General features: G+C 62.0%; 14 protein-coding genes. 13 read left to right on the top strand and 1 reads right to left on the bottom strand.

Annotation, left to right across the window (positions count from 1 at the left end):
* Positions 1–18: 18 nt before the first annotated feature.
* The 10 genes from K7R21_RS05730 (at position 19) to K7R21_RS05685 (ending at position 15,150) form a co-directional block, all read left to right on the top strand.
* The gene (locus K7R21_RS05730) at positions 19–648 is read left to right on the top strand and encodes a DUF4136 domain-containing protein (protein ID WP_224982318.1); all 630 of its coding nucleotides are present in this window, start codon (positions 19–21) and stop codon (positions 646–648) included.
* Between the two features lie 9 nt (positions 649–657).
* Positions 658–1,218 (top strand): DNA-3-methyladenine glycosylase, encoded by a 561-nt coding sequence (locus tag K7R21_RS05725; RefSeq protein WP_224982317.1) that lies wholly within the window; start codon positions 658–660, stop codon positions 1,216–1,218.
* A gap of 127 nt (positions 1,219–1,345) precedes the next feature.
* Positions 1,346–2,488, top strand: a complete 1,143-nt coding sequence (locus K7R21_RS05720; RefSeq protein ID WP_224982316.1) for a sensor histidine kinase — start codon at positions 1,346–1,348, stop codon at positions 2,486–2,488.
* 14 nt (positions 2,489–2,502) lie between these two features.
* Positions 2,503–2,988, top strand: a complete 486-nt coding sequence (locus K7R21_RS05715) for a response regulator (protein ID WP_224982315.1) — start codon at positions 2,503–2,505, stop codon at positions 2,986–2,988.
* Between the two features lie 63 nt (positions 2,989–3,051).
* On the top strand, positions 3,052–5,094 hold the full coding sequence (locus tag K7R21_RS05710; RefSeq protein WP_224982314.1) for a pilus assembly protein PilZ: 2,043 nt from the start codon (positions 3,052–3,054) through the stop codon (positions 5,092–5,094).
* A gap of 17 nt (positions 5,095–5,111) precedes the next feature.
* The gene (locus K7R21_RS05705) at positions 5,112–7,364 is read left to right on the top strand and encodes a GAF domain-containing sensor histidine kinase (protein ID WP_224982313.1); all 2,253 of its coding nucleotides are present in this window, start codon (positions 5,112–5,114) and stop codon (positions 7,362–7,364) included.
* 167 nt (positions 7,365–7,531) lie between these two features.
* Positions 7,532–7,930: a response regulator gene (locus K7R21_RS05700; protein WP_224982312.1), complete on the top strand. Its 399-nt coding sequence runs from the start codon at positions 7,532–7,534 to the stop codon at positions 7,928–7,930.
* Positions 7,927–9,513, top strand: coding sequence for a sensor histidine kinase (locus K7R21_RS05695; protein WP_224982311.1), 1,587 nt, complete (start codon positions 7,927–7,929; stop codon positions 9,511–9,513). The genes K7R21_RS05700 and K7R21_RS05695 overlap by 4 nt, the downstream gene beginning before the upstream one ends.
* 15 nt (positions 9,514–9,528) lie before the next feature.
* Positions 9,529–13,032: a PAS domain-containing sensor histidine kinase gene (locus K7R21_RS05690; RefSeq protein WP_224982310.1), complete on the top strand. Its 3,504-nt coding sequence runs from the start codon at positions 9,529–9,531 to the stop codon at positions 13,030–13,032.
* 3 nt (positions 13,033–13,035) lie between these two features.
* A complete protein-coding gene (locus tag K7R21_RS05685) occupies positions 13,036–15,150 on the top strand; it encodes an EAL domain-containing protein (protein WP_224982309.1) in 2,115 nt (704 codons plus the stop codon).
* Between the two features lie 3 nt (positions 15,151–15,153).
* Here K7R21_RS05685 and K7R21_RS05680 read toward each other — a convergent pair whose 3' ends face one another.
* On the bottom strand, positions 15,154–15,459 hold the full coding sequence (locus K7R21_RS05680) for a hypothetical protein (protein WP_224982308.1): 306 nt from the start codon (positions 15,457–15,459) through the stop codon (positions 15,154–15,156).
* Between the two features lie 316 nt (positions 15,460–15,775).
* On the opposite strand from K7R21_RS05680, the gene K7R21_RS05675 reads away from it, so the two are divergent.
* The 3 genes from K7R21_RS05675 to K7R21_RS05665 all read left to right on the top strand — a co-directional run bounded on the left by K7R21_RS05675 (position 15,776) and on the right by K7R21_RS05665 (position 21,291).
* Positions 15,776–17,584 carry an AMP-dependent synthetase/ligase gene (locus K7R21_RS05675; RefSeq protein WP_224982307.1) on the top strand — a complete coding sequence of 603 codons (1,809 nt, stop codon included), beginning with the start codon at positions 15,776–15,778 and terminating at the stop codon, positions 17,582–17,584.
* 26 nt (positions 17,585–17,610) lie between these two features.
* Positions 17,611–19,980: a 3-hydroxyacyl-CoA dehydrogenase/enoyl-CoA hydratase family protein gene (locus tag K7R21_RS05670; RefSeq protein ID WP_224982306.1), complete on the top strand. Its 2,370-nt coding sequence runs from the start codon at positions 17,611–17,613 to the stop codon at positions 19,978–19,980.
* 138 nt (positions 19,981–20,118) lie between these two features.
* Positions 20,119–21,291 (top strand): thiolase family protein, encoded by a 1,173-nt coding sequence (locus K7R21_RS05665; protein ID WP_224982305.1) that lies wholly within the window; start codon positions 20,119–20,121, stop codon positions 21,289–21,291.
* The last annotated feature ends 25 nt before the right edge of the window (positions 21,292–21,316 follow it).

Genomic DNA, 21,316 nt, shown 5'->3' with positions numbered 1-21,316 from the left:
CGTAAACGGAGGTGACACATGCGCAACCTGATCAGGATCGCCGTAGTCTTGTGTTTGACCACCCTCCTTTGTTCCTGTGCTTCGGTGTCAGTGGTGGATACCTGGCGCAACCCGTCGCTGAGCGGCAACCGGCTGCACAAGGTACTCGTGGTGAGCTTCGCCAGGAAAGAGGGGAGTCGGGCCGTGTATGAGGACACGCTGGTCAGCGAACTGCACAAGCACGGGGTGGAGGCAGTCGCCAGCTACACCATCCTGTCGCAGGCGACGCTGCCTGACTGGCACGCACTGGACCGGGCCGTGCGCTCCACCGGGTCCAACGGCGTGCTCACCGTGCAGACCATCAAGGTGGAAAAACAGACAACGGTGCAACCTGGCGCCGTCGCCACGCCCTACCCGGGGTACTGGTATCCTCCCGCCTTTCCCGATTGGGACTTCCCCGGTTACTACCGCTCCATGGCCCTTTACGGGCCAACCTACGTGAGCACCTATGATGTGGCTACCATGCAGGTGAACCTGTTTGACCTCAGCTCGGACAGACTCGTGTGGGCGGGGACCATGCAGACCATGGCACCGGAGAACGTCACCAAGGTTGGCAAAGACCTGGCGCACAAGGTGGTGAAATCCCTCAAGAAGGAAGGGTTGATTTAGGAGGCGCCGATGACTACGTTGGCCCCGGTGCCCCGTGCCTTCTACGATCGCGACACCGTTGCAGTCGCGCATGATCTCCTGGGAGCCTTCCTGGTCCACGACGTGGCCGGAGAGGTGAGGGTGGGAAGGATCGTCGAGGTGGAGGCGTATCTCGGCGAGACCGACCTGGCGGCGCACTCCTCGAAAGGGCTGACGCCGCGCACCCGCATCCTCTTCGGTCCCCCCGGCTTTGCCTATGTCTACCTCATCTACGGGATCTACTGCTGCATGAACGTGGTGACCGAACGGCAGGGCAACGCCTGCGCAGTGCTGCTGCGCGCCCTCGAACCGGTGTCGAACCTGCGTGACCGGACCCAGTGGCCGGGACTTTTGTGCCGTGCCATGGCGATAGACCTGCGGCAAAACGGGCACGACCTGGAAAGCCCCGATTTCTTCATCGCTCCCCGTGACCCCGGCGTGCCGCGCCAGGTGGTAGCACGGCCACGGGTCGGCGTCGACTACTCCGGCATCTGGGCCGCCGAGCCCCTGCGCTTCTACTTGGACGGAAATCCTTACATCTCCCGGAAATAACCCCATCTCCCATCCGCGCCGCCACTGCAATTCCGCCACACGATCCCTGTCGCTTGGCCGACAAAACATTAGTGCAAACAAATCCTCCTTCGCTATACTCTTCTGCATTTGCCAAGGAGAGCCCGCCATGGACATGGAACAGGCCGAGCAGCTCTACCGATTGATGTTCACCAACATGCGGGAGGCACTCGCCGTCCTGCGCCTGGAGGCGCGCAATCCGGAGGTGCCTCCGCAGGTGATCGAGATGAACCCTGCGGCGGTCAAGCTGTGCCGCTGCAAGTCGTTCAACTTCAATAACTGCGTGGTAACGGACTGCTTCCCCGAATGGTTCGATCCTGACCGGTTCAAGGACTACTGCCACCGCCTGGCCGCATTCGGAGGCTCGCTGGAACTGGGGGAGGTGTCGCGTGACAACCTCTTTTACCGAGTCCGCATCTTTGCCCTCACCGACAACCACATCGGCATGGTGATCAGCGACTGCACGCGCTACCGCGAGGAGGAGGCGGAAATAGCGGACCTCACCGCGAAGCTGGAAAAAGAGGCCTCCACCATGGACCGCCGTGTCGCCGAACGCACCGCCCAACTCGAGGAAATCAACGAGGAACTGGACACCTTCGCCTTCTCCGTTTCCCACGACCTGCGGGCCCCGATCCGCGCCATGCAGGCCTTCGCGGAGATCCTTTTGGACGACGAGTTGCAGACACCAGCCGAGCGCAACGCTTACCTGGTGCGCATCAAGAACGCCGCTCAGGGGATGGACCGGCTCATCCAGGACCTGCTCGCCTACAGCCGGGTCAGCAGGCAGGAGATCACCCTAGAACCGGTGCACCTGGACCAGGTGGTGCACGACGCGGCCCTGCAGCTGGAACTGGCGGAAGGGGGCACCTCCTATCGACTGGAGACCGCGAGCAACCTGCCCACCGTGATCGGGCACCACGCGGTACTGGTGCAGGTGGTGCTGAACTTGATGACCAACGGCATAAAGTTCGTCCCGAAGGGGGCAGTCCCCGTGCTGCGCATCTGGACCGACGAGTCGCAGGAGTACTGCCGCCTGTACGTGGAGGACAACGGCATCGGCATCGCTCCGCAGCACCAGGAGAGGATCTTCAAGATCTTCGAGCGGCTGCACAGCATGGAGAGCTACCCCGGCACAGGGGTGGGGCTCGCCATCGTGCGCAAGGCTGTGCAGCGCCTGGGGGGGCGCATTGGGTTGGTGTCGAATGAAGGGGAGGGGAGCCGGTTCTGGATTGAACTCAGGAGAGCGGAATAGCGCCGGGGGGAACCATGAGCTATGTGAACCACACCATCCTGGTGGTCGACAACGACCAGGACCAGGCCCACTTCACCAAGCTCGCCCTGCAGCGGGTGGGCGTGATAACCCCGGTGCAGAGTGCGAGGGACGGAGAGGAAGCCATCGGCTACCTGAGCGGCCGCGGGACGTTCCAGGACCGCGAGTGCTACCCGATGCCGGTCTTGATGCTGCTCGACCTGAAGCTGCCGCACATCTCGGGGGTGGGACTTCTGTCATGGCTTAGGGAACAGCCGGCCCTGAAACGGCTTCCGGTGGTCGTGCTGACCACGCAGGTGCCGCCGGTCGACCTGAACCGGGCCTACGAGCTTGGCTGCAATTCCTTCCTGTTCAAGCCCAACTCATTCAACGCGCTCCTGGTGATGATGCAGAACCTGGTGCAGTACTGGCTGGGGCTCAACGTCGCCCCGGAGCTGGCGGCCCACCACCAGGCCCAGGAGCACAGCGGGACCTCCATCTAGCCCTTTTGGTGCGCGCAGCCTACGCGCCGACCGACCATTCCCGCATTCGCCCGAGAGGGAGACATGGCAGACGCGGCAACGACACTTCGTGCAGTCCCATCCGATGCCGAGAGCCCGGTGACCGGCAAGAGCGTCAGCCGAAGCCACCTGGTGAACCGCCTGAATTACATCAACTTCCAGGACCAGACCGTGCTGGTCTGCCTAAAACACCTGGCCTACGACGACGCCATCATGCTCCCTGCCCGTCCCAAGCCATGCGCCGGAGAGCAGTTGGAATGCCGTTGGGACGAGCCGGGGAGCATCCAGCAGATTCTGAAGGCCTACCGTTTCGACTACCTCCTCATCGCCGACGGCAGGAAGTACCTGGTGGTGAACTCCGAGCTGCTCTCCATCGACGACACGGGGCTGTCACTGCTGCTCCCGGCGGCATGCCGCGAATTCCAGGCCCGGAAGATCAGGCGCCATCCCGCCACCGACGTCTCGGCGCAGCTGCTGCAGCACGGCGTGCTCTTCGACTGCGAACTGGTCGATTTCACTCCCGTCACGCTGCGGGTCACCGGCACCTGGCAGCGGCCCGAGGCGCTCAACTGGATCAACGTTGAGGAGCCGGTGCACCTGAACCTTACGTGCGGCGACAACCTTATCTTCTCAGGGAGCTTCGACATCCTATACCTTACCAGCGACCACCGGCGCTGCTCCTTCGTTTTGAAGCAGCACCAGGACAACTTCCGCCGCTTTCGCCCCAAGGCCTACCGCAACGCACGCAAGGAACTGGTGCCGTCGCCGAACATCGTGTTCGACCATCCGCTCATCGGCAAGCGGGTCAACCTGAAGATGGGGGACCTTTCCGGCAAAGGGTTTTCGGTGGAGGAGAACGAAGGGGAATCGGTGTTGATGCCGGGGATGATGATGCCGGCAGTAAAGATCACCTTCGCCCAGGGGCTGACCCTGGAGTGCCTGGCCCAGGTGCTGTCACGCAATGTCACCGGGGGGGAGGGGGAGGAAAGGAATGCCCGCTGCGGTTGCGCCATCCTGGAGATGGAAATACGCGACCACGTCAAGCTCCTCTCCATTCTGCACCAGGCAGCGGACCGCCACGCCTACGTCAGCACCGAGGTGGACCTCGACGACCTGTGGGACTTCTTCTTCCAGACCGGATTCATCTACCCGGGCAAATACGCTTTTTTCCAGGCCAACAAAGAGCGCATCAAGGAGACCTACGCCCGGCTGTACAACGAGAACCCGCACATCGCCCGACACTTCATCTACCTGGACCGTGGCAGCATCCTGGGGCACCTGGCCATGGTCCGCTTCTACCAGAACTCCTGGCTCATCCACCACCACGCCGCACGCAAATCCGCGTCGGTAAAGGCTGGCCTGGCCGTTTTGGAGCAGGTGGGGCAGTACCTGAACGAGCTTGAAAGCTTCCCCTTTGCTCACCTGCGCTACGTCTTTTGCTACTACCGCCCGGACAACAAGTTCCCGGCGCGGGTCTTCGGTGGCTTCGCCGACAGGCACGGAGACCAGAAAAGCTGTTCTCTCGACTTGTTCGCCTACTCCCACTACCGTCCCGAGGGAGAGGAGCCCCCATGGCCGGAACCGTGGGTGCTGGCACCTAGCAGCGACTTCGATCTCACTGAACTGGGGCGCTTCTACCGCCACGTCTCCAGAGGGCTGATGATCGATGCCTTCGACCTCTCCCCGGGCGCCGCAGAGAGCAGCGAGGTCAACGACGACTACCGCAACCTCGGCTTTCACAAGGAGCTCTACCTGTACTCACTGCGCAAGGGGGGCGGCCTGAAGGCCTTCTTCCTGGTCAACTGCACCGACGCCGGCTTCAACATGGCTGAGCTTACCAACTGCGTCACCGTCGTTGTCCTCGACCAGGAAACGCCGCCGGAGCTGATCGTACTCTCCCTGAGGCAGGTGAGCCGCCACTACCAGGGAGAGGGGATGCCGGTACTGACCTTCCCGCACGCCTACGTGGAAGAGAAGGGACTCCCCTACGAGAAGAACTACCTGCTCTGGACCCTGGACATGCACTACAGCGACCACTTTCTGCAGTATTGCGACGGACTTTTCAAGGGACACGCGAAAGGGCAGTGAAGCCCACCGGAGCCTGAATGGAATCATCCCGCCTTCGCGACATGCCGCTGTACAACAGCAGGATCATCAACTCCTTCATCCTGCTGGTGAAGCACAAGTACAGCCACGTCGACATCAACGAGCTGTTGGAATACGCCGGGATGAAGGATTACGAGGTCGCCGACCAGGCGCACTGGTTCCGGCAGGACCAGGTGGACCGATTCTACGAGCGGCTGCTGCAGATGACCGGCAACCCGAAGATCGCGCGGGAAGCGGGACGCTACGCCGCTTCGCCCGACGTGCTGGGGGCCATGCGCCAGTACATCCTGGGGCTTGTCGACGCTTCCAGCACCTTCGACATCATCAGCAAGGCCACCGCCAACTTCACCAGGAGCACGACGTACCACTCGCGTCCGCTTGCCTCCAACATGGTCGAGATCACGGTTACCCCCGTCGAGGCGGGGCTCGAGAAGCCGTACCAGTGCGAGAACCGCATCGGCTTCTTCGAGGCCATCGTGCTCATGTTCAACCACAAGATCACCGACCTGCAGTACTTCCCTGAAATCCGCCGTCTCCCCACCATCCAGCAGCCTGAGTGCGTGTTCCGCGGCGACCCGGTATGCCGTTATATCGTCACCTGGGAGAAGAGCGCCTACACCTACATGAAGAAGGCGCGCAACTTGATACTGCCGATCCTGGTCGCGATCAACCTTGCACTCCTGGTGGCGCTGCAGGGAAGGGGCGCTGTCGAGATCCTGCTTGGCTCGCTGTGCCTGTTCCTCCTGGTCTGGCTGTCCGCTGAAATGAGCGAGAAGCGGGCCATAAAAGAAGGGCTTAGCAGCACCAACCATTCCATCGAGAACCTGCTGGAGCAGATTGATCTCAACTACAACAACGCCATGCTGACCCACGAGATCGGGCAGCGCTTGGGCAACCTCAAGCGGCTCGAAGAGATGCTCATGGACGTGGCCGACATCATGCAGCGCCGGCTCGAGTACGACCGCGGCGCTATCTTCCTGGTCAACGCAGAAGAGGGGAGACTGCAACTGCACGCAAGCTACGGCTACGGCGCCAGCGAGTTGGCCTGTCTGAACCGGCTAGACCTGCCGCTGGACCACATCGCTGACGTCTATGTCGCCTGCCTTAAGGAGCAAAGACCATTCCTGATCAATAACCTGGAGCAGGAACAGGAGATGCTCGGCCAGCGCACCCTTGCCTGCGCTCTCAAAAACGGCACCCGCGCCTTCATCTGCTGTCCCATCGTCTCTGACGGTGTCTCCCTGGGGGTGCTGACCGCGGAGAACGTGAAGACCAAGCGCCCCCTGGTGGAACGGGACGTGAGCCTGTTGATGGGCACGGCCTCCATCATCGGCATCAGCTATCGCAACTGCGAACTGATCGGCGCCCTGGAGGAGTCCAAGCAGGACCTGGAGCAGCGCGTGGCCGAGCGCACCGCCGACCTGGAGCAAAGCCGGCGCAAGGTCGAGTTGCAACACGAAGAGCTGACCCGGACCCTCCTCGAACTGGAGGAAGAGACCGCGCAGCGTCTGGAGGCGCTGGAGGAACTGGGGGAGAAGGAACGTATGCTGCTGCAGCAAAACCGCCTGGCAGCCCTGGGCGAGATGATCAGCAACATCGCGCACCAGTGGCGCCAACCGCTCAACGAACTCGGGCTCATCGTCCAGGAACTGCCGGTCATGTACGACCGGGGCGACCTGACCCGGGAGTACCTGCGCGACAGCGTAGCAAGGTTCATGAAGGTGTTGGGCCACACCTCGCGGACAATCGACGATTTCAGGAACTTCTTCAAGCCGGACAAGGAGTCGGTCCCGTTCCGGGTCGCGGAAGTGGTGCAGAAGACGCTGTGCCTGGTACAGGAGAGCTTCCGGACCTTGCAGATCTCGGTGGACCTGCAGGTAAACGGCGACACCTTCATCACCGGCCACCCCAACGAGTTCTCCCAGGCGATCCTCAACATCCTGTTCAACGCCCGCGACGCCTTTTTGGACCGCAAGATCGAAGACCGCGCGATCTGGGTGGCCGTTTTCGAGGAGCAGGGGAACTCGGTGGTTACCGTGCGGGACAACGCCGGCGGGATCCCAGAGGCGATCATGGAGAAAATTTTCGATCCCTACTTCACTACTAGGGGACCGGAGCGAGGCACGGGCATCGGCCTGTACATGTCCAAGGTGATCATCGAGAAGAACATTCCCGGCAGGCTGTCGGCGCGCAACGTCAGCAACGGAGCGGAATTCCGCATCGAAGCGCCGGGGAGGGGAGGATCCGGGTGACGGCTTAATTGACAAGGTGGTGGGGGTGGTTAGAATAAGCGTTTGTTAATGTTAAAACACGCACGTTCTAACACTGCCACATCGGCAGCAGGCCGAGCAGACGCGGCAACGTTACCACGCTCGGCTTTTTTTCGGCCGAGAACCGACTGCGGCAGCGCGGAGTTCCCATGGCGCCATCATATATCCTGCTCGTCGAAGACAACCCGGACGACCTGTTCCTGGCCAGCCGCATCATTGGCAAGGCCTGCCAGCACGAGATCCTTACCGCCCGGGACGGGGAAGAGGCGGACGACCTGCTCAAACGCATGGAGCAGGATGATAGCTATCGCCACATCAAGCTGGTCCTTTTGGACCTTAAACTTCCCAAGATCAGTGGGCTCGACCTGCTGCGCGGCATCCGCGACAGCGCCAAGCTGCAGGGGCTCACGGTGGCCATACTCACCTCGTCAGACAACGAAACGGACCAGGAACAGTGCTGGGAGCTTGGTGTGGTCGACTACGTGTACAAACCTATGACGGTGGACCGGCTCAAGGGGATCCTGTCGCGCAACCAGGGGGCCCAATGAAAGACGAGGTTCGGGAGGGCGCAGGGGTCAGCATGCTCTATGTCGAGGACGAGGCCGACGCGCGCCAGATGGTTACCCGGATGCTGGCCATAAACTACCCGCACCTCACCGTCTATGCTGCCGACAACGGTTTGCAGGCCCTGGAGTTGTACCGGCAGCGCATGCCGGAAATCGTGATGACCGACATTAACATGCCGGTCATGGACGGAATCCGGATGTCCCGCGAGATAAAAGCGCTCAACCCTGAAGTCCGCATCATCGCGGTCACCGCCCACAGCGACACCTCCTACCTTTTGAGCGCCATAGAGATCGGCGTGCACCACTACGTCCTCAAGCCTCTCAACTACCAGGAACTCTTCACCGTGCTGGACAAGGTACTGGAACAGATCGAGCTGAAGCGACTGGTAGCTGCGCAGCACCGCAGCCTTGCCCAAAGCCAGCGTCAACTCGCCGCGGCGCAGCGCATCGCCCACCTGGGGAGCTGGCAGCGGGAGCCCGACGCGGAGAGCATGGACTGGTCCGACGAGATGTACCGCATCTGCGGGGTGGCCCCAGGTGGGATCCAGCCCACCTGTCACTCCTTTTTGGAGCGCTTCCACCCCGACGACCGTGCGGAGGTGGCCGCCTCGATGCAGGGGGCGGCGGACCCGGAGCGTCAGCCGGAACACAAGTTCGTCCGGGTGGTGCGGCCGGACGGATCGTACCGGGTGGTGCGGCTCGACGTGGAGGGGGTGCGCAATAACGGCAGCACGGCCGGCGTGATCGGCACCTGCCACGACGTGACCGAGTTGAAAGAGGCAGAACAGCAGGTCCGCTCTCTCACCGAGGAACTGGAGCGGCGCGTGCTGCAGCGCACGTCACTTCTGCAGGCCACCGTGAGCGAGTTGGAGAACTTCAGCTACTTTGTCTCACACGATCTCCGGGCGCCGGTCGCGCGCATGGAAGGATTTTGCACCGCGCTTTTGGAGGACTGCGGCGCCTGCGGCCACGCCAATTGCCGCCAGTACGCCGAGCGGAGCGCCAACGTGGTGCAACAGATCAAACAGATCATGGATGCCTTCAACAGCCTCACCCACCTGGCCCGCTGCGCCCTCACCATAGGCGACACCGACCTGAGCCTTTTGGCTCGCAACATCGCCCGCGACCTCGCCGCCAGCGCGCCGGAGCGCAAGGTGGACTTCGTAATAGCCGAGGGAGCCCGGGTCAAGGGCGACCCGGAACTGCTGGGAAAGGCACTGGGACACCTGCTGGGCAACGCCTGGAAATTCACTTCGAAGAGCGAGCGAGGCCTCATCGAGTTCGGTTGGACCGACCGGGAGGGGGTGCGTACCTATTTCGTGCGCGACAACGGGGTAGGGTTCAACATGAAATACGCCCAGAAGCTCTTTAAACCCTTCCAGACCATCCACGCCCCCGAGGAATTCGGGTGGGCCGGGACCGGGATCGGGCTCGCCACCGCCCATAGCATCGTGCTCAGGCACGGCGGACGCCTGTGGGCGGAAGGGGAGGTGGGGCAGGGCGCCACGTTCTACTTCACCCTGGAGCCGAATCCGGAGTCGGGCAGCTACCTAAAGGAGACCTAGCCCGTGCGAGGCGCCATGACAGGAAGACCCGGGGCAATTCAGGCTGAGGACAAGGAAATCGCCATGGCGCTTCTGGCGGCCATCGTTGATTCCTCCAACGACGCCATCCTCAGCAAAACCCCCGACGGCATCATCACCAGTTGGAACCAGGCCGCCCAAGATCTCTACGGCTACCAAGCTGAGGAGGTCGTCGGAGAAAACATCCGCATACTTGTTCCCGCCGACCGCCTCGATGAGCTGGAACAGATCACCCGCAAGGTCCTGGCGGGGGGGCAAATCCGCAACATGGAGACGGTGCGCCTCGCCAAGGGGGGACGCGAAGTCCAGGTCTCCCTCACCCTGTCCCCCATCTTCGACGCCGCAGGTATCCTCACCGGCATATCCATCATCGCACGCGAAAACGCGGAACGGGTCCAGAAGGAACGGCTGCTGCGTGAGAGCGAGCGCTACTACCGCGCCTTGGTCGAGATGGCCCCGGACGCGGTGCTGGTGCACCGCGACGGCGCCTTCCTCTACGCCAACTGCGCGGCGCTTGGCACCTACGGTGCGTGGAACCTCGCACAACTGCAGGAGCATACCGTGCTGGAACTTATCTACCCGGGAGACCGCAAGGCGATGCAGCAGAGCATCGACGCGGTCATGATGGGTGAGGACCCCTCGACGCTGGAGTTCAGGTTGCTGCGTCTGGACGGCAAGGAGCTGTTCATGGAAAGCTCCTCGACCCGGATTGAGTACCAGGGCATTCCCGCCGTCCAGATCATCGCCCGCGACGTCTCCCAGCGCAAGGCGGCGGACGCCGAGCGTGAAGTCATGATGAAGGAACTTGCCTTTCAGCAGGCGCGCTTCGAGGCGGTGGTCGAACAACTTCCGGTAGGGGTCATCATCGCCGAGGCACCGTCCGGCAAGGTGGTGTACCAAAACGAGTTGAACCGCGCGATCTTCCGCGACGACGTGGACGAGGTGGAGAACGCGGCGGATCACTGCCGCTGGAGGATGTACACGCCGGACGGGGCACCGCTTCCCGCGCAAAAGTACCCGCTGGTGCGGGCCATCAAGGAGGGCGAGACCGTTCTGGCCGAAGAATACCAGATCCTGCGCGGCGACGGCACCCGCGGCTTCGTGCAGGTCAACGCGACGCCGCTGCGCGACATCACTGGCAACATCATTTCGGGGCTGGCCGCCCTCACCGACATCACTGAGAGCAGAAGCGCCGCCAAGGCCCTCCGGGAGAGCGAAGAGCGGCTCCAGCTGGCCCTGGACGCGGCCCAAATGGGTTCCTGCGACATGGACACCGCCAGCGGGCAAGGCATCTGGTCCAGGCACCACTTTGTCGTGCTCGGCTACCCCGCACCCGAAGGGCAAAGTGCCCTGGCTACACTGTCCATGTGGCAGGGCCGGATCCATCCCGAGGACAAGGACCGGGTCATGGCCGAGCTCGATCGCGCTTGCACGGAGCACGATCTGTTCACTTCGGAGCATCGCATCTTCAGGGCGGACGACCATGCAGTGGTATGGGTGAGTGTGATGGGGCGGTTCTGGTGCGAGGAGACGTCCTGCCGCTTTATCGGCGTCATCTTCGACATCACCAAGCGCAGGTCCAACGAGGAGGAGCTGCGCCGCTCCGCCCAGCGCTTCCGCAACCTGGCCGACTCCATGCCGCAGATCGTCTGGACCGCCAACCCCGACGGCAACCTGGACTACCTCAATGCCCACTTCGAGAACTACACCGGCGTCAAGCGCTGCATCCTGGTGCAGACCAAGGGTAATCCTGCAAGCCTGATAACCGACTGCATCTACCCCGGCGACCGGGAGAGGACCGCCCAGGCGTGGAGCCATGCTGTGGCCACCGGGGAGATCTACCAGATAGAGCAGCGCATCAAGCACCACGGTGACGATTACCGCTGGCACCTGGCCCGCGCCGTTCCCCAACGTGACGAGGAGGGGAGGGTGGTCAAGTGGTACGGCACGGCGACCGACATCAACGACTTGCGCGAGACCCAGGAAAAACTGCGCGCCAGCGAGACTAGGTTCCGCTGGCTCTACGAGTCGAGCCTGAGTGCCATCTTCTTCTGGAACCGGGACGGGTTCATCACCGACGCCAACGACGCCTACTGCGAGTTGGTCGGTTACAGCGGACAGGAGTGTCGAGGCGGGACCTTGAGCTTGGCCGACGTCACCCCTCCCGAGGAGCACGCCAAAGACCGGGCCGCCATGGACGAAACCATCACCCGCGGCATCAGCAAGACCTACCAGAAGGTGTTCATCAGGCGCAACAGCAAGGAACCCGTAGCAGCACTCACCGCCATGGCGAGGATGGCCGACTCGACCGCCGAGGGAATCGGTTTTGCGGTGGACCTGACTGACCTGAAACGCGCCGAGCAGGCGCTCAAGGCGAGCGAAGCGAGGTTGAAACTCGCCGTCGAGGCCACCGGATTGGGCATCTTCGATGTCAGCCTGCAGACCGGCAAGGGAGACTGGTCCCCCATAGCCAAACAGCACTACGGCTTGAATCAAGAAACCGATGTAGACCTCGAAACCGTGCTGCGGATGGTGCACCCCGAAGACCGGGAACGGCTGGAGCAGATTGTGAAGGATGCCAGGAGCACCACCGGCACCGGGCTCTACAGCGCCGAGTACCGCACCACGCCGCCCGACGGCAGGGTCAACTGGCTTAGCATGCGCGCCCGCGTCTCCTACGACGAGCACGGCACGCCACTCAGGCTGGTGGGGGCCTGCCTTAACATCACCGACAGCGTGCTGGCCCAGGAGGCGCTCAGGGAGGAGATGACCGAGCGGTTACGCGCCGTGGAAGAGCTGCGACGCCAGGAGCAGTTGCTGATCCGCCAGGGGCGGCTGGCGGCCATGGGTGAGATGATTGGCAACATAGCCCACCAGTGGCGCCAGCCGCTGAACACCCTGGGGCTCATCGTCCAGGAACTGCCCAGCTTTTGCGAGCAAGGGCTGTTAACCAAGCAGTACCTGGAAAACAGCGTCTCCCGTGCCATGCAGGTCATCAACTACATGTCGCAGACCATTGACGGTTTCCGCAACTTCTTCGGACCGGAGAAGGAAAAGCAGCGATTCCTGGCAGCAGCCATCCTGGAACAGACCCTCGCCATCCTACAGGCAGCCTTCACCGCCGCCAAGATCACCTTCGACGTGGAAGCCGACCCCGAGGCGGAGATTTTCGGCTCCCCCAACGAATACTCACAGGTGCTGGTCAATATCTTGATGAACGCCAAGGACGTGCTTCTGGAGCGCAAGGTGGCAGAACCGAAGATCGAGGTGCGGCTGCGCCGGCAGCACGGCAAGACCGTGCTCTGCGTAGAGGATAACGCTGGAGGCATACCCGCCGACATCATCGAGAAGGTTTTCGATCCGTATTTCACCACCAAGGGGCCCGACAAGGGGACCGGCATCGGTCTGTTCATGTCCAAGACCATCGTCGAAAAGAACATGAAAGGGACCCTTACCGTCAGCAACACGGAACAGGGTGCCCGCTTCTGCATTGAGGTGTGACCGATGGAACAACCCCGACTACGTTTCAGCGACGTCTCCCTGCTTTTGGTCGAGGACGAGATCGAGTCGCGTGAGATGCTCGCCAGGATGCTTTCCCTCAATTACCCCGGGATCAGGATCTATTCGGCCGACGACGGCAGGGCGGGGCTGGAGCTGTACCGCCAGTACCAGCCGGACCTAGTGGTGACCGACATCAACATGCCCCAGATGAACGGCATCGCCATGGCCCGCGAGATCAAGCAGCTCAACCCCGATGCCACTATCGTCGCAGTCACCGCCCACAGCGAGACCGCCTACCTGATGAACGCCATTGAAATCGGAATGGACCACTACATCCTGAAGCCGGTCAACTACCCGGAACTGTTTCGGGTACTGGACCGGGTCGGTGAAAAGATCACGCTGCGGCGGCTGGTGGCCCAGCAGCTTGCGGCGCTGCGTGCGTCGGAGCGGCGTTTCTCCACCATCTTCCAGGCCACACCTGACCTGTTGAGCATCGCGAACCTTGCCAACGGCAAGCTGGTGGAAGTGAACGAGGCGTTTCTCAAGGTGCTGGGCTACGACAGGGACGAGGTGATCGGGTGCAGCAGCGACGAGCTCGGGCTCTGGCTCGACCCGGCGCAGGCCGGGACGCTGCTGGTCGAGTTAGCGCAGAAAGGGGCCGTGCGCGATTTCGAGGTGCGCATCAGGGCTAAGTCGGGGCAGGAGCTGGAGGGGCTGGTGTCGGCCGACAGCATCGAGATGGACGGCAGTCCCTTCCTGCTCACCCTGTTCAAGGACATCAGCGAGCGCAAGCGGCTGGAACAGGTGATCAAGCACCAGGCCCAGCACGACCCACTGACCGACCTCCCTAACCGCAAGCTCTTCATGGACTTCCTCGCCCTGGAGCTCGCCCAGGCGCGGCGCAATCGCAAGCACCTGGCAGTGCTCTTCATGGACTTGGACCATTTCAAGCAGATCAACGACACGCTGGGTCACGCGGCAGGCGACCTGTTGCTGCAGTCAGTGGCGCAGAGGCTGAAAGCCTGCGTGCGCGAGTCGGACACCGTGGCACGCATCGGCGGCGACGAGTTCAACGTGCTCATGCCGGACCTGGCGCAGGCCGACGACGTCGCTACCGTGGTGACCAAGATCATGGGGGTGTTCCAGGCGCCGTTTCGGCTGGAAGGGGTCGAGGTGAAGGTGGGAACCAGCGTCGGCATCAGCATGTTCCCCGCCGACGGCGACAGTTCGGAGGAGTTGCTGCAAAAGGCCGACGGCGCCATGTACGCTGCGAAGCAGAACCGGGGCAACAGCTACCTGTTCTACAACAGCGAGATCAACGCGCGCACCGTGAACCGCCAGAACCTGGAGCGGCAACTGCGCCAGGCCGTGGACAGAGGCGAACTGGAACTGCTCTACCAGCCGCTCTTGAACCTGGGCAACGGGCGCATCATCGCGGCGGAGGCGCTCTTGCGCTGGCACCATCCCGACCGTGGGCTGCTGCTGCCGGACCAGTTCATCACCGTCGCCGAGGAAAGCGGCGTCATCGTCCCCATCGGGGAGTGGGTCATCCACCAGGCCCTGGCGCAGGTGAAAACCTGGCAACAAAAGGGATACGATCTCTCGCTGGCGGTGAACCTCTCCACCCGCGAGTTCCACCAACCCCATTTTCTCGAGCAGACGCTCGCCGCCCTGTCGGACACCGGCGTTGGCGCGGGTACCTTGCAGATCGACATCCCGGAGCGCGCCATCATGGACAATGGGGGGGGTTCGCGGCAGAACATGCTGCGCCTCACCGAGGCGGGAGTGGCTTTCTCGGTAGACGACTTCGGCGCCGGGTCATCCTCGCTGCAGCGGATCAGGCAGCTTCCCATCGCCAAGCTGAAGATCGACCGCAGTTTTATCAGGGACCTCCACAATCCGGACAACCTGGACGTGGTGACCGCAATGATCTGCATGTCGCACAGCCTTAAGCTCAGGGTGAATGCGGTAGGGGTGGAACGGCCGGAACAACTGGAGCTCATGCAGAACTACGGCTGCGACGAGGTGCAAGGGGACCTGATCGGCCGGCCGGTGCCTGCGGCGGAGTTCGAGGGAATGCTGCCCCGGACGGCGACCGGGGGAGCATTGCTGCTGTAACAACTAGCGGCCGAAGGCCTTCAGGAAGCCGGGCAGCAGTAAGGGATTGTCGCACCGGATCGCGCCGCCCAGGAAATCCATGATCCCGGGGCGGTAACGGTCGTACCAGATCTTTCTGAACATCTCGGCGCTGGTGCTGCACTCGCAGTCGACCGGCTCCGGCGTCGCCCCCCTGACCGCACGATACCCATCGGGACCGACCGCGATGGTGACGGTTTCCTGTTCCAGGTAGAACCGAAAGACAGTTTCCTTATCGAAGACTCCTTTGCAGAACGCAGCTTCCATTTCCGACATCATCGATTCGATCACAGCTAACTCCTTGCGTGACAGTATATTTTTACCGTTTATCGCCTACTGAAGGATGAATCAGGTTTAAGGACACAGGTTCAAAGCCCGATTTCTTTCCCAGCAGGCCTGGCTATTCAGTCGTCGCGATAATATTGATCGGTTTGTAGCGTGTCAAACTATTCCTGTGCAACAGGTTACATCAGTCTTTGAATTACCAAGTTTCCCTCAGTGGTAGTCTATTTTGACAATGAGTCTGCCTCACTCTTGTATTATTTGTCTCATGCACTATCTTTTAAGTACAGAGACACATTTTCTTCTGTCCTGATTGGAGCTTGTCGTGGAAAAGGTGCCATTTCGATCCATACCAGACCTGCTACGGCACCAAGCGACCCGGCTGGACACGCAGTCGGCGGTGAAGTACAGAAAGCAGGGCAACTGGGTCACTCTTAGTTACTCCCAGTTCTTCAATCGCGCCCTCATGGTGGCGCGCGGCCTGCGCAAGCTCGGCATCAAGCCGGGTGACAAGGTGGCCATCCTCTCCGAGAACCGTGTCGGCTGGGCCATTGCCGACATGGGGATCCTCTGCGCCGGCGCGGTTACCGTCCCGGTGTACGCTACCAACTCGCCAGAGCAGGTCGAATACACCCTGAACCATAGTGATGCCCGCATCGTCTTCATCTCCGGCAAATGGCAGTACCGCAAACTCTTAAAGATCAAGGACGCCATCCCTATGGTGCAGCTGGTGGTCTCCTTCGAGCGCTTTCTCGGGGAGCCCGCGCTGCCGCTCACCACTTTCTACCAACTCTCCGAGATCGACGATCCGATTACCGACCAGGAGCGTCAGGAGCTGTTCGCGGTCATCGACTCCATCGAGCCGGAGTCGCTGATGACCATCATCTACACCTCGGGGACCACCGGTATCCCCAAAGGGGTGATGCTCTCGCACTACAACCTTCTCTTTGACGCCTTCGCCACCATAGACAAGGCGTCAGTCGAGGAGGGAGAAGTCTTCCTGAGTTTTCTGCCGCTCAGCCACGTGCTGGAGCGCTGCACCGGCTACTACCTCCCCATCGCCACCGGGGGGATGATCGCCTACGCCGACAGCATCGAGAAGATTGCAGAGAATATGCTGGAGATCCAGCCCACCATCATGGTCTGCGTCCCCAGGCTGTTCGAGAAGATCCACTCGCGCATCTACGAACATGTGCACCAGCTGTCCCTGTACAAGAGGAAGCTGTTCAGGACGGTGCTGGCCATCGGGCGCAGGTACGTCCATGCTCGGTACATCGAGAAAAAGGTACCGCTGTGGCTCGCGCTGCAGCACGCAGTCGTGGACCGGTTGGTGTTCAGGAAGCTGCGCCAGCGTTTCGGCAACAACCTCAAGTTCTGCTCCAGTGGTGGTGCTCCGCTCGATAGCGAGATCAACGAGTTCTTCTGGAGCATCGGGGTTCCGATCCTAGAGGGATACGGGCTCACCGAAACCAGCCCCGTCCTTTGCAACAACACCTTCGAGCAGTTGCGCTTCGGCAGCGTGGGCACGCCGCTCGAGGAAACCGAGTTTCGAGTGGCCGAGGACGGCGAACTGCTGGTGCGCGGGCCGCAGGTTATGCTCGGCTACTACAACGACGAAACCGCGACCCGTGACGCTTTCAGCGACGGCTGGCTCAAGACCGGCGACATCGGGCGCCTCGATGATGGCTTCGTGGTGATCACGGACCGCAAGAAGGACCTGATCGTCACCGCCGGCGGCAAGAACATCGCGCCGCAGCCCATTGAGAACCTGCTGAAAAGGGACAAGTACATCTCCCAGGCCTACGTCTACGGGGACAAGCGCCCCTACCTGACTGCACTGCTCGTGCCGACTCTTGAGAAACTTCTGGAGTTCACCCAGGAGAAGAAGATCGTGTACAACGACCTCGAGGAACTGGTGGTGCACGAGCCTGTCCTCGAGTTGTACCGGCAGCGAGTCGATGCAATCAACGCCGAACTGGCCCACTACGAGACCATCAAGCAGTTCGTGCTGCTGCCGCGCGACTTCACCATCGAGGCGGGGGAGCTCACCCCGACCTTGAAGGTGAAAAGACGGGTGATTTCTGAACGTTATAAGGATAAGATAGAGCGGATGTATACCGTCGCGGAGAACTGAGGCCGCGTCCGGAGCCGGAGGTTGTGATGAAACAGATAAAGAGGGTTGGCGTTCTGGGTGCGGGCGTCATGGGAGCGGCCATCGCGGCGCATCTAGCCAACGCGGGTATAGAAGTCCTCCTGCTGGACGTGGTGCCGGAAACGGCCAAGGGTGCGGCCGCAGAGGACAAGGCGCAGCGCAACCAGATCGCTGATAGGGCGCTGGCAGCCCTGGCCAAGAGTAAGCCCGCCGCGTTCTATGCATCGGAGTACGCTGCGTGGATCGAATCCGGCAACTTCGACGACGACAGTCACCGCCTCAAGGAGTGCGACTGGGTCATCGAGGTGGTGCTGGAAAACCTCGAGGTGAAGAAGCGTCTCTTCCAGGAAACGGTGGTTCCCAACCTCGGTGAAGACGCCATCCTCTCCACCAACACCAGCGGCCTCTCGGTCAACGAACTGGCGCAGGCGCTTCCTGCCGCGCTCAGGCGCCGCTTCATGGTGACCCACTTCTTCAATCCGCCGCGCTACATGCGTCTCATGGAGATGGTCCCCTGCAGCGAGACCGATCCCAACCTGCTGCGCAGCATGGCCGCCTTCATGGACAAGCGGCTGGGCAAGGGGGTGGTGTTCGCCAAGGACACCCCAAACTTCATCGCCAACCGCATCGGCACCTACGCCGGTGCCGCCACCTGGCGCCACATGGTGGATATGGGACTTACCGTGGAGGAAGTCGACGTTGTCACCGGGCAGGCCATGGCCAGGCCCAAGACCGGCACATTCGCCCTGTGGGACCTGGTGGGGATCGACACGGTGGTGCGGGTCATGGATAACAGCTACCAGTTGCTCGGCGACGATGACGAGCGGGAGTTGTTCCGGGTGCCTGAAAGCACGCGGCGCATGGTCGCCGAGGGACTTACCGGCAAGAAAGGGAAGGGGGGCTTCTTCAAGCGAGAAACGGTGGACGGTCACAGCGTCAAGTTCTGCTACGACCCCGAGAACGGCGCCTATCGCGAGTGTGTCTCTCCGAAGTTCGCTTCGGTCGGGGCAGTTAAGCAGATCGACGATCCGGGCGCACGGGTGAAGGCGCTGTTGCAAGGTAACGATAAGGCGGCCGAATTCGCCTGGAGGACATTACGCGACACCCTGATCTACACGGCCAAGCGGATTCCGGAGATAGCAGATGACGTGGTCAACGTCGACAACGCCATGAAGTGGGGCTACAACTGGGACCTCGGCCCGTTCGAACTGCTGGACGCTCTGGGCGTCACCTCCTTCGTGGCCCGCGCCGACCGCGACGGCGTTGCCCTGCCGCAGTGGCTGCGCGATGTGGAGAGCTTCTATCGCCTGGAGCAGGGGAAACGCTACTACTACAGCATCACCGACAAAAAGTTCAGGGAGGTGGCACTCAACCGCGGACAGGTCTCGCTCACCCTGCTCAAAAGCGCCGGCGGCGTGGTGGAACATAACGCAGCCGCCTCGCTTATCGACATCGGCGACGGCATCTTCTGCCTGGAATTCCATTCCAAGATGAACACCATCGGCGGCTACACGCTGGCCATGATCCAGAAGGGGCTGCGTCGCAGCGAGTCCGACGGCCTCGGGATGGTGATCGCCAACGAGGGAAGCCTCTTCTCGGCCGGAGCCAACCTGATGCTGATTGCCATGGCCTGCGCCGAAGGCGCCTGGGACGACCTGAACCTCACCGTGAAATCGTTCCAGCGCGCCATGATGGCAATCAAGTATTCCCGGATCCCGGTGGTGGCCGCACCGCACAACCTTGTAATGGGAGGCGGGTGCGAGACCTGCCTGCACGCCGATGCCATCAACGCCCACGCTGAGACCTACATGGGACTGGTGGAAATCGGGGTCGGGCTGATTCCGGCCGGCGGCGGTACCAAGGAAATGGCGCTCCGTGCCATTCGGCTTGCCGAGGCCAACGGCGCCGACGTCACGCCGTTTCTGCTGAAGAACTACCAGAACATCGCCATGGCCAAGATGAGCAGTTCCGCCACAGAACTAATGGCGATGGGGCTCATGCGCCCCGGCGACGGTATCACCCTTGCCCTGGACCGCCGCATCTTCGACGCGAAACTTAAGGCCATTTCCCTCGCGGCGAACTACCGGCCCGGCAGACCCGAGACCGCGGTCAAGGCGCCGGGACGCAGTATCGCCGCCAGCATCAAGACCCAGCTCTGGAACCTGGAGCAGGGGGGCTTCATCTCCGCCTATGATCACTACCTCGCCGCAGGGATCGCCGACGTCATTACCGGCGGGGATGTCCCGGCCGGAACGATCATCAGCGAAGAATACCTGCTGGACCTTGAGCGGGAAACCTTCCTCAAGTTCTGCGGCCAGAAGAAGACCCAGGAGCGCATCCAGCACATGCTGAAGAAAGGGAAGCCGCTCAGGAATTAGGGCAGGGCAGGGGAAGCGCCATCAGCTCCCCCCCTGGCCAGGGTGAGCGGTTCACGCTCCCTCCCCAGGAGGGGGAGGGTCGGGGAGGGGGAAGTAACCCGCCGCCTGTAGAAGCGAAAACAGCAAAGGAGCAACGCTATGCGAGCAGCATATATCGTAGAAGCCGTACGCACACCGGCCACCAAGGCCTACAAGGGGAAACTCAAGGACATCCGTCCCGACGACCTGGCCGCTATAGCCATCAAGGGGCTTATCGTGCGGACCGGCCTGGACCCGGCTCTTGTCGAGGATGTCATCATCGGCTGCGCCTTCCCGGAAGGGGAGCAAGGGATGAACGTGGCCCGCATCGCCGCCTTCAAGGCAGGCTTGCCATACCAGGTCCCCTGCATGACCGTGAACCGCTTCTGTTCGTCCGGCCTGCAAACCATCGCCTCGGCGGCAGACCGCATCATGGCAGGATTTGCCGACTGCATCATCGCCGGGGGAACCGAAAGCATGTCCATGATCCCCATGGGTGGTAACAAATACAGCGCCAACCCTGGCCTCGTGAGTTCCTGGCCCGAGACCTACGCCTCCATGGGCATCACGGCGGAGCGGCTGGTGCAGAAGTACGGCATCTCCCGTGAGGACCAAGACGCTTTCGCACTGGCGAGCCACCAAAAAGCCGCACGTGCCCTGGCACAGGGGACATTCGCCGAAGAAACGGTACCGGTGCCGGCACAGCACTGCGCGCTGCAAAAAGGTAAGATGCAGTGCCTTGAGGAACTGGTCGATGCCGATGACGGCGTGCGCGGCGATACCACGTTGGAGGCCCTGGCCAAGCTAAAGCCAGCCTTCAAGGCCGACGGCACCGTTACCGCGGGCAACTCCTCGCAGATGACTGACGGCGCCGCAGCGGCGCTGGTGGTTTCGGAGGAGTTCCTGAAGCGAACCGGCATGAAGCCCCTGGCGCGCTTCGTCTCGTTCGCGGTAAAGGGGGTCCCCCCCGAAATCATGGGCATCGGCCCGGTGGAGGCCATCCCGGCGGCGCTGAAGATGGCGGGGCTGGCCCAGGACCAGGTCGAACTGGTCGAGTTCAACGAGGCCTTCGCCGTGCAGACGCTTGCCTGCCTTGGCGAACTGGGGCTCGATCCGGCCCGGGTCAACGTCAACGGCGGCGCCATCGCGCTTGGGCACCCGCTGGGATGCACCGGTACCAAGCTGACCGCCAGCCTGTTGCACGAGATGCGGCGCCGCGGTAAGCGCTACGGCATGGTCACCATGTGCATCGGCGGCGGCATGGGCGCGGCGGGTATTTTCGAGCTGGTCTGAGACCGGGCAACGCGTTCCACTACAA

Source organism: Geomonas agri, from assembly GCF_020179605.1.
Classification (GTDB): domain Bacteria; phylum Desulfobacterota; class Desulfuromonadia; order Geobacterales; family Geobacteraceae; genus Geomonas; species Geomonas agri.
Note: the sequence above shows the minus strand (reverse complement) of the source record. Positions and strands in the feature narration are given on the sequence as shown.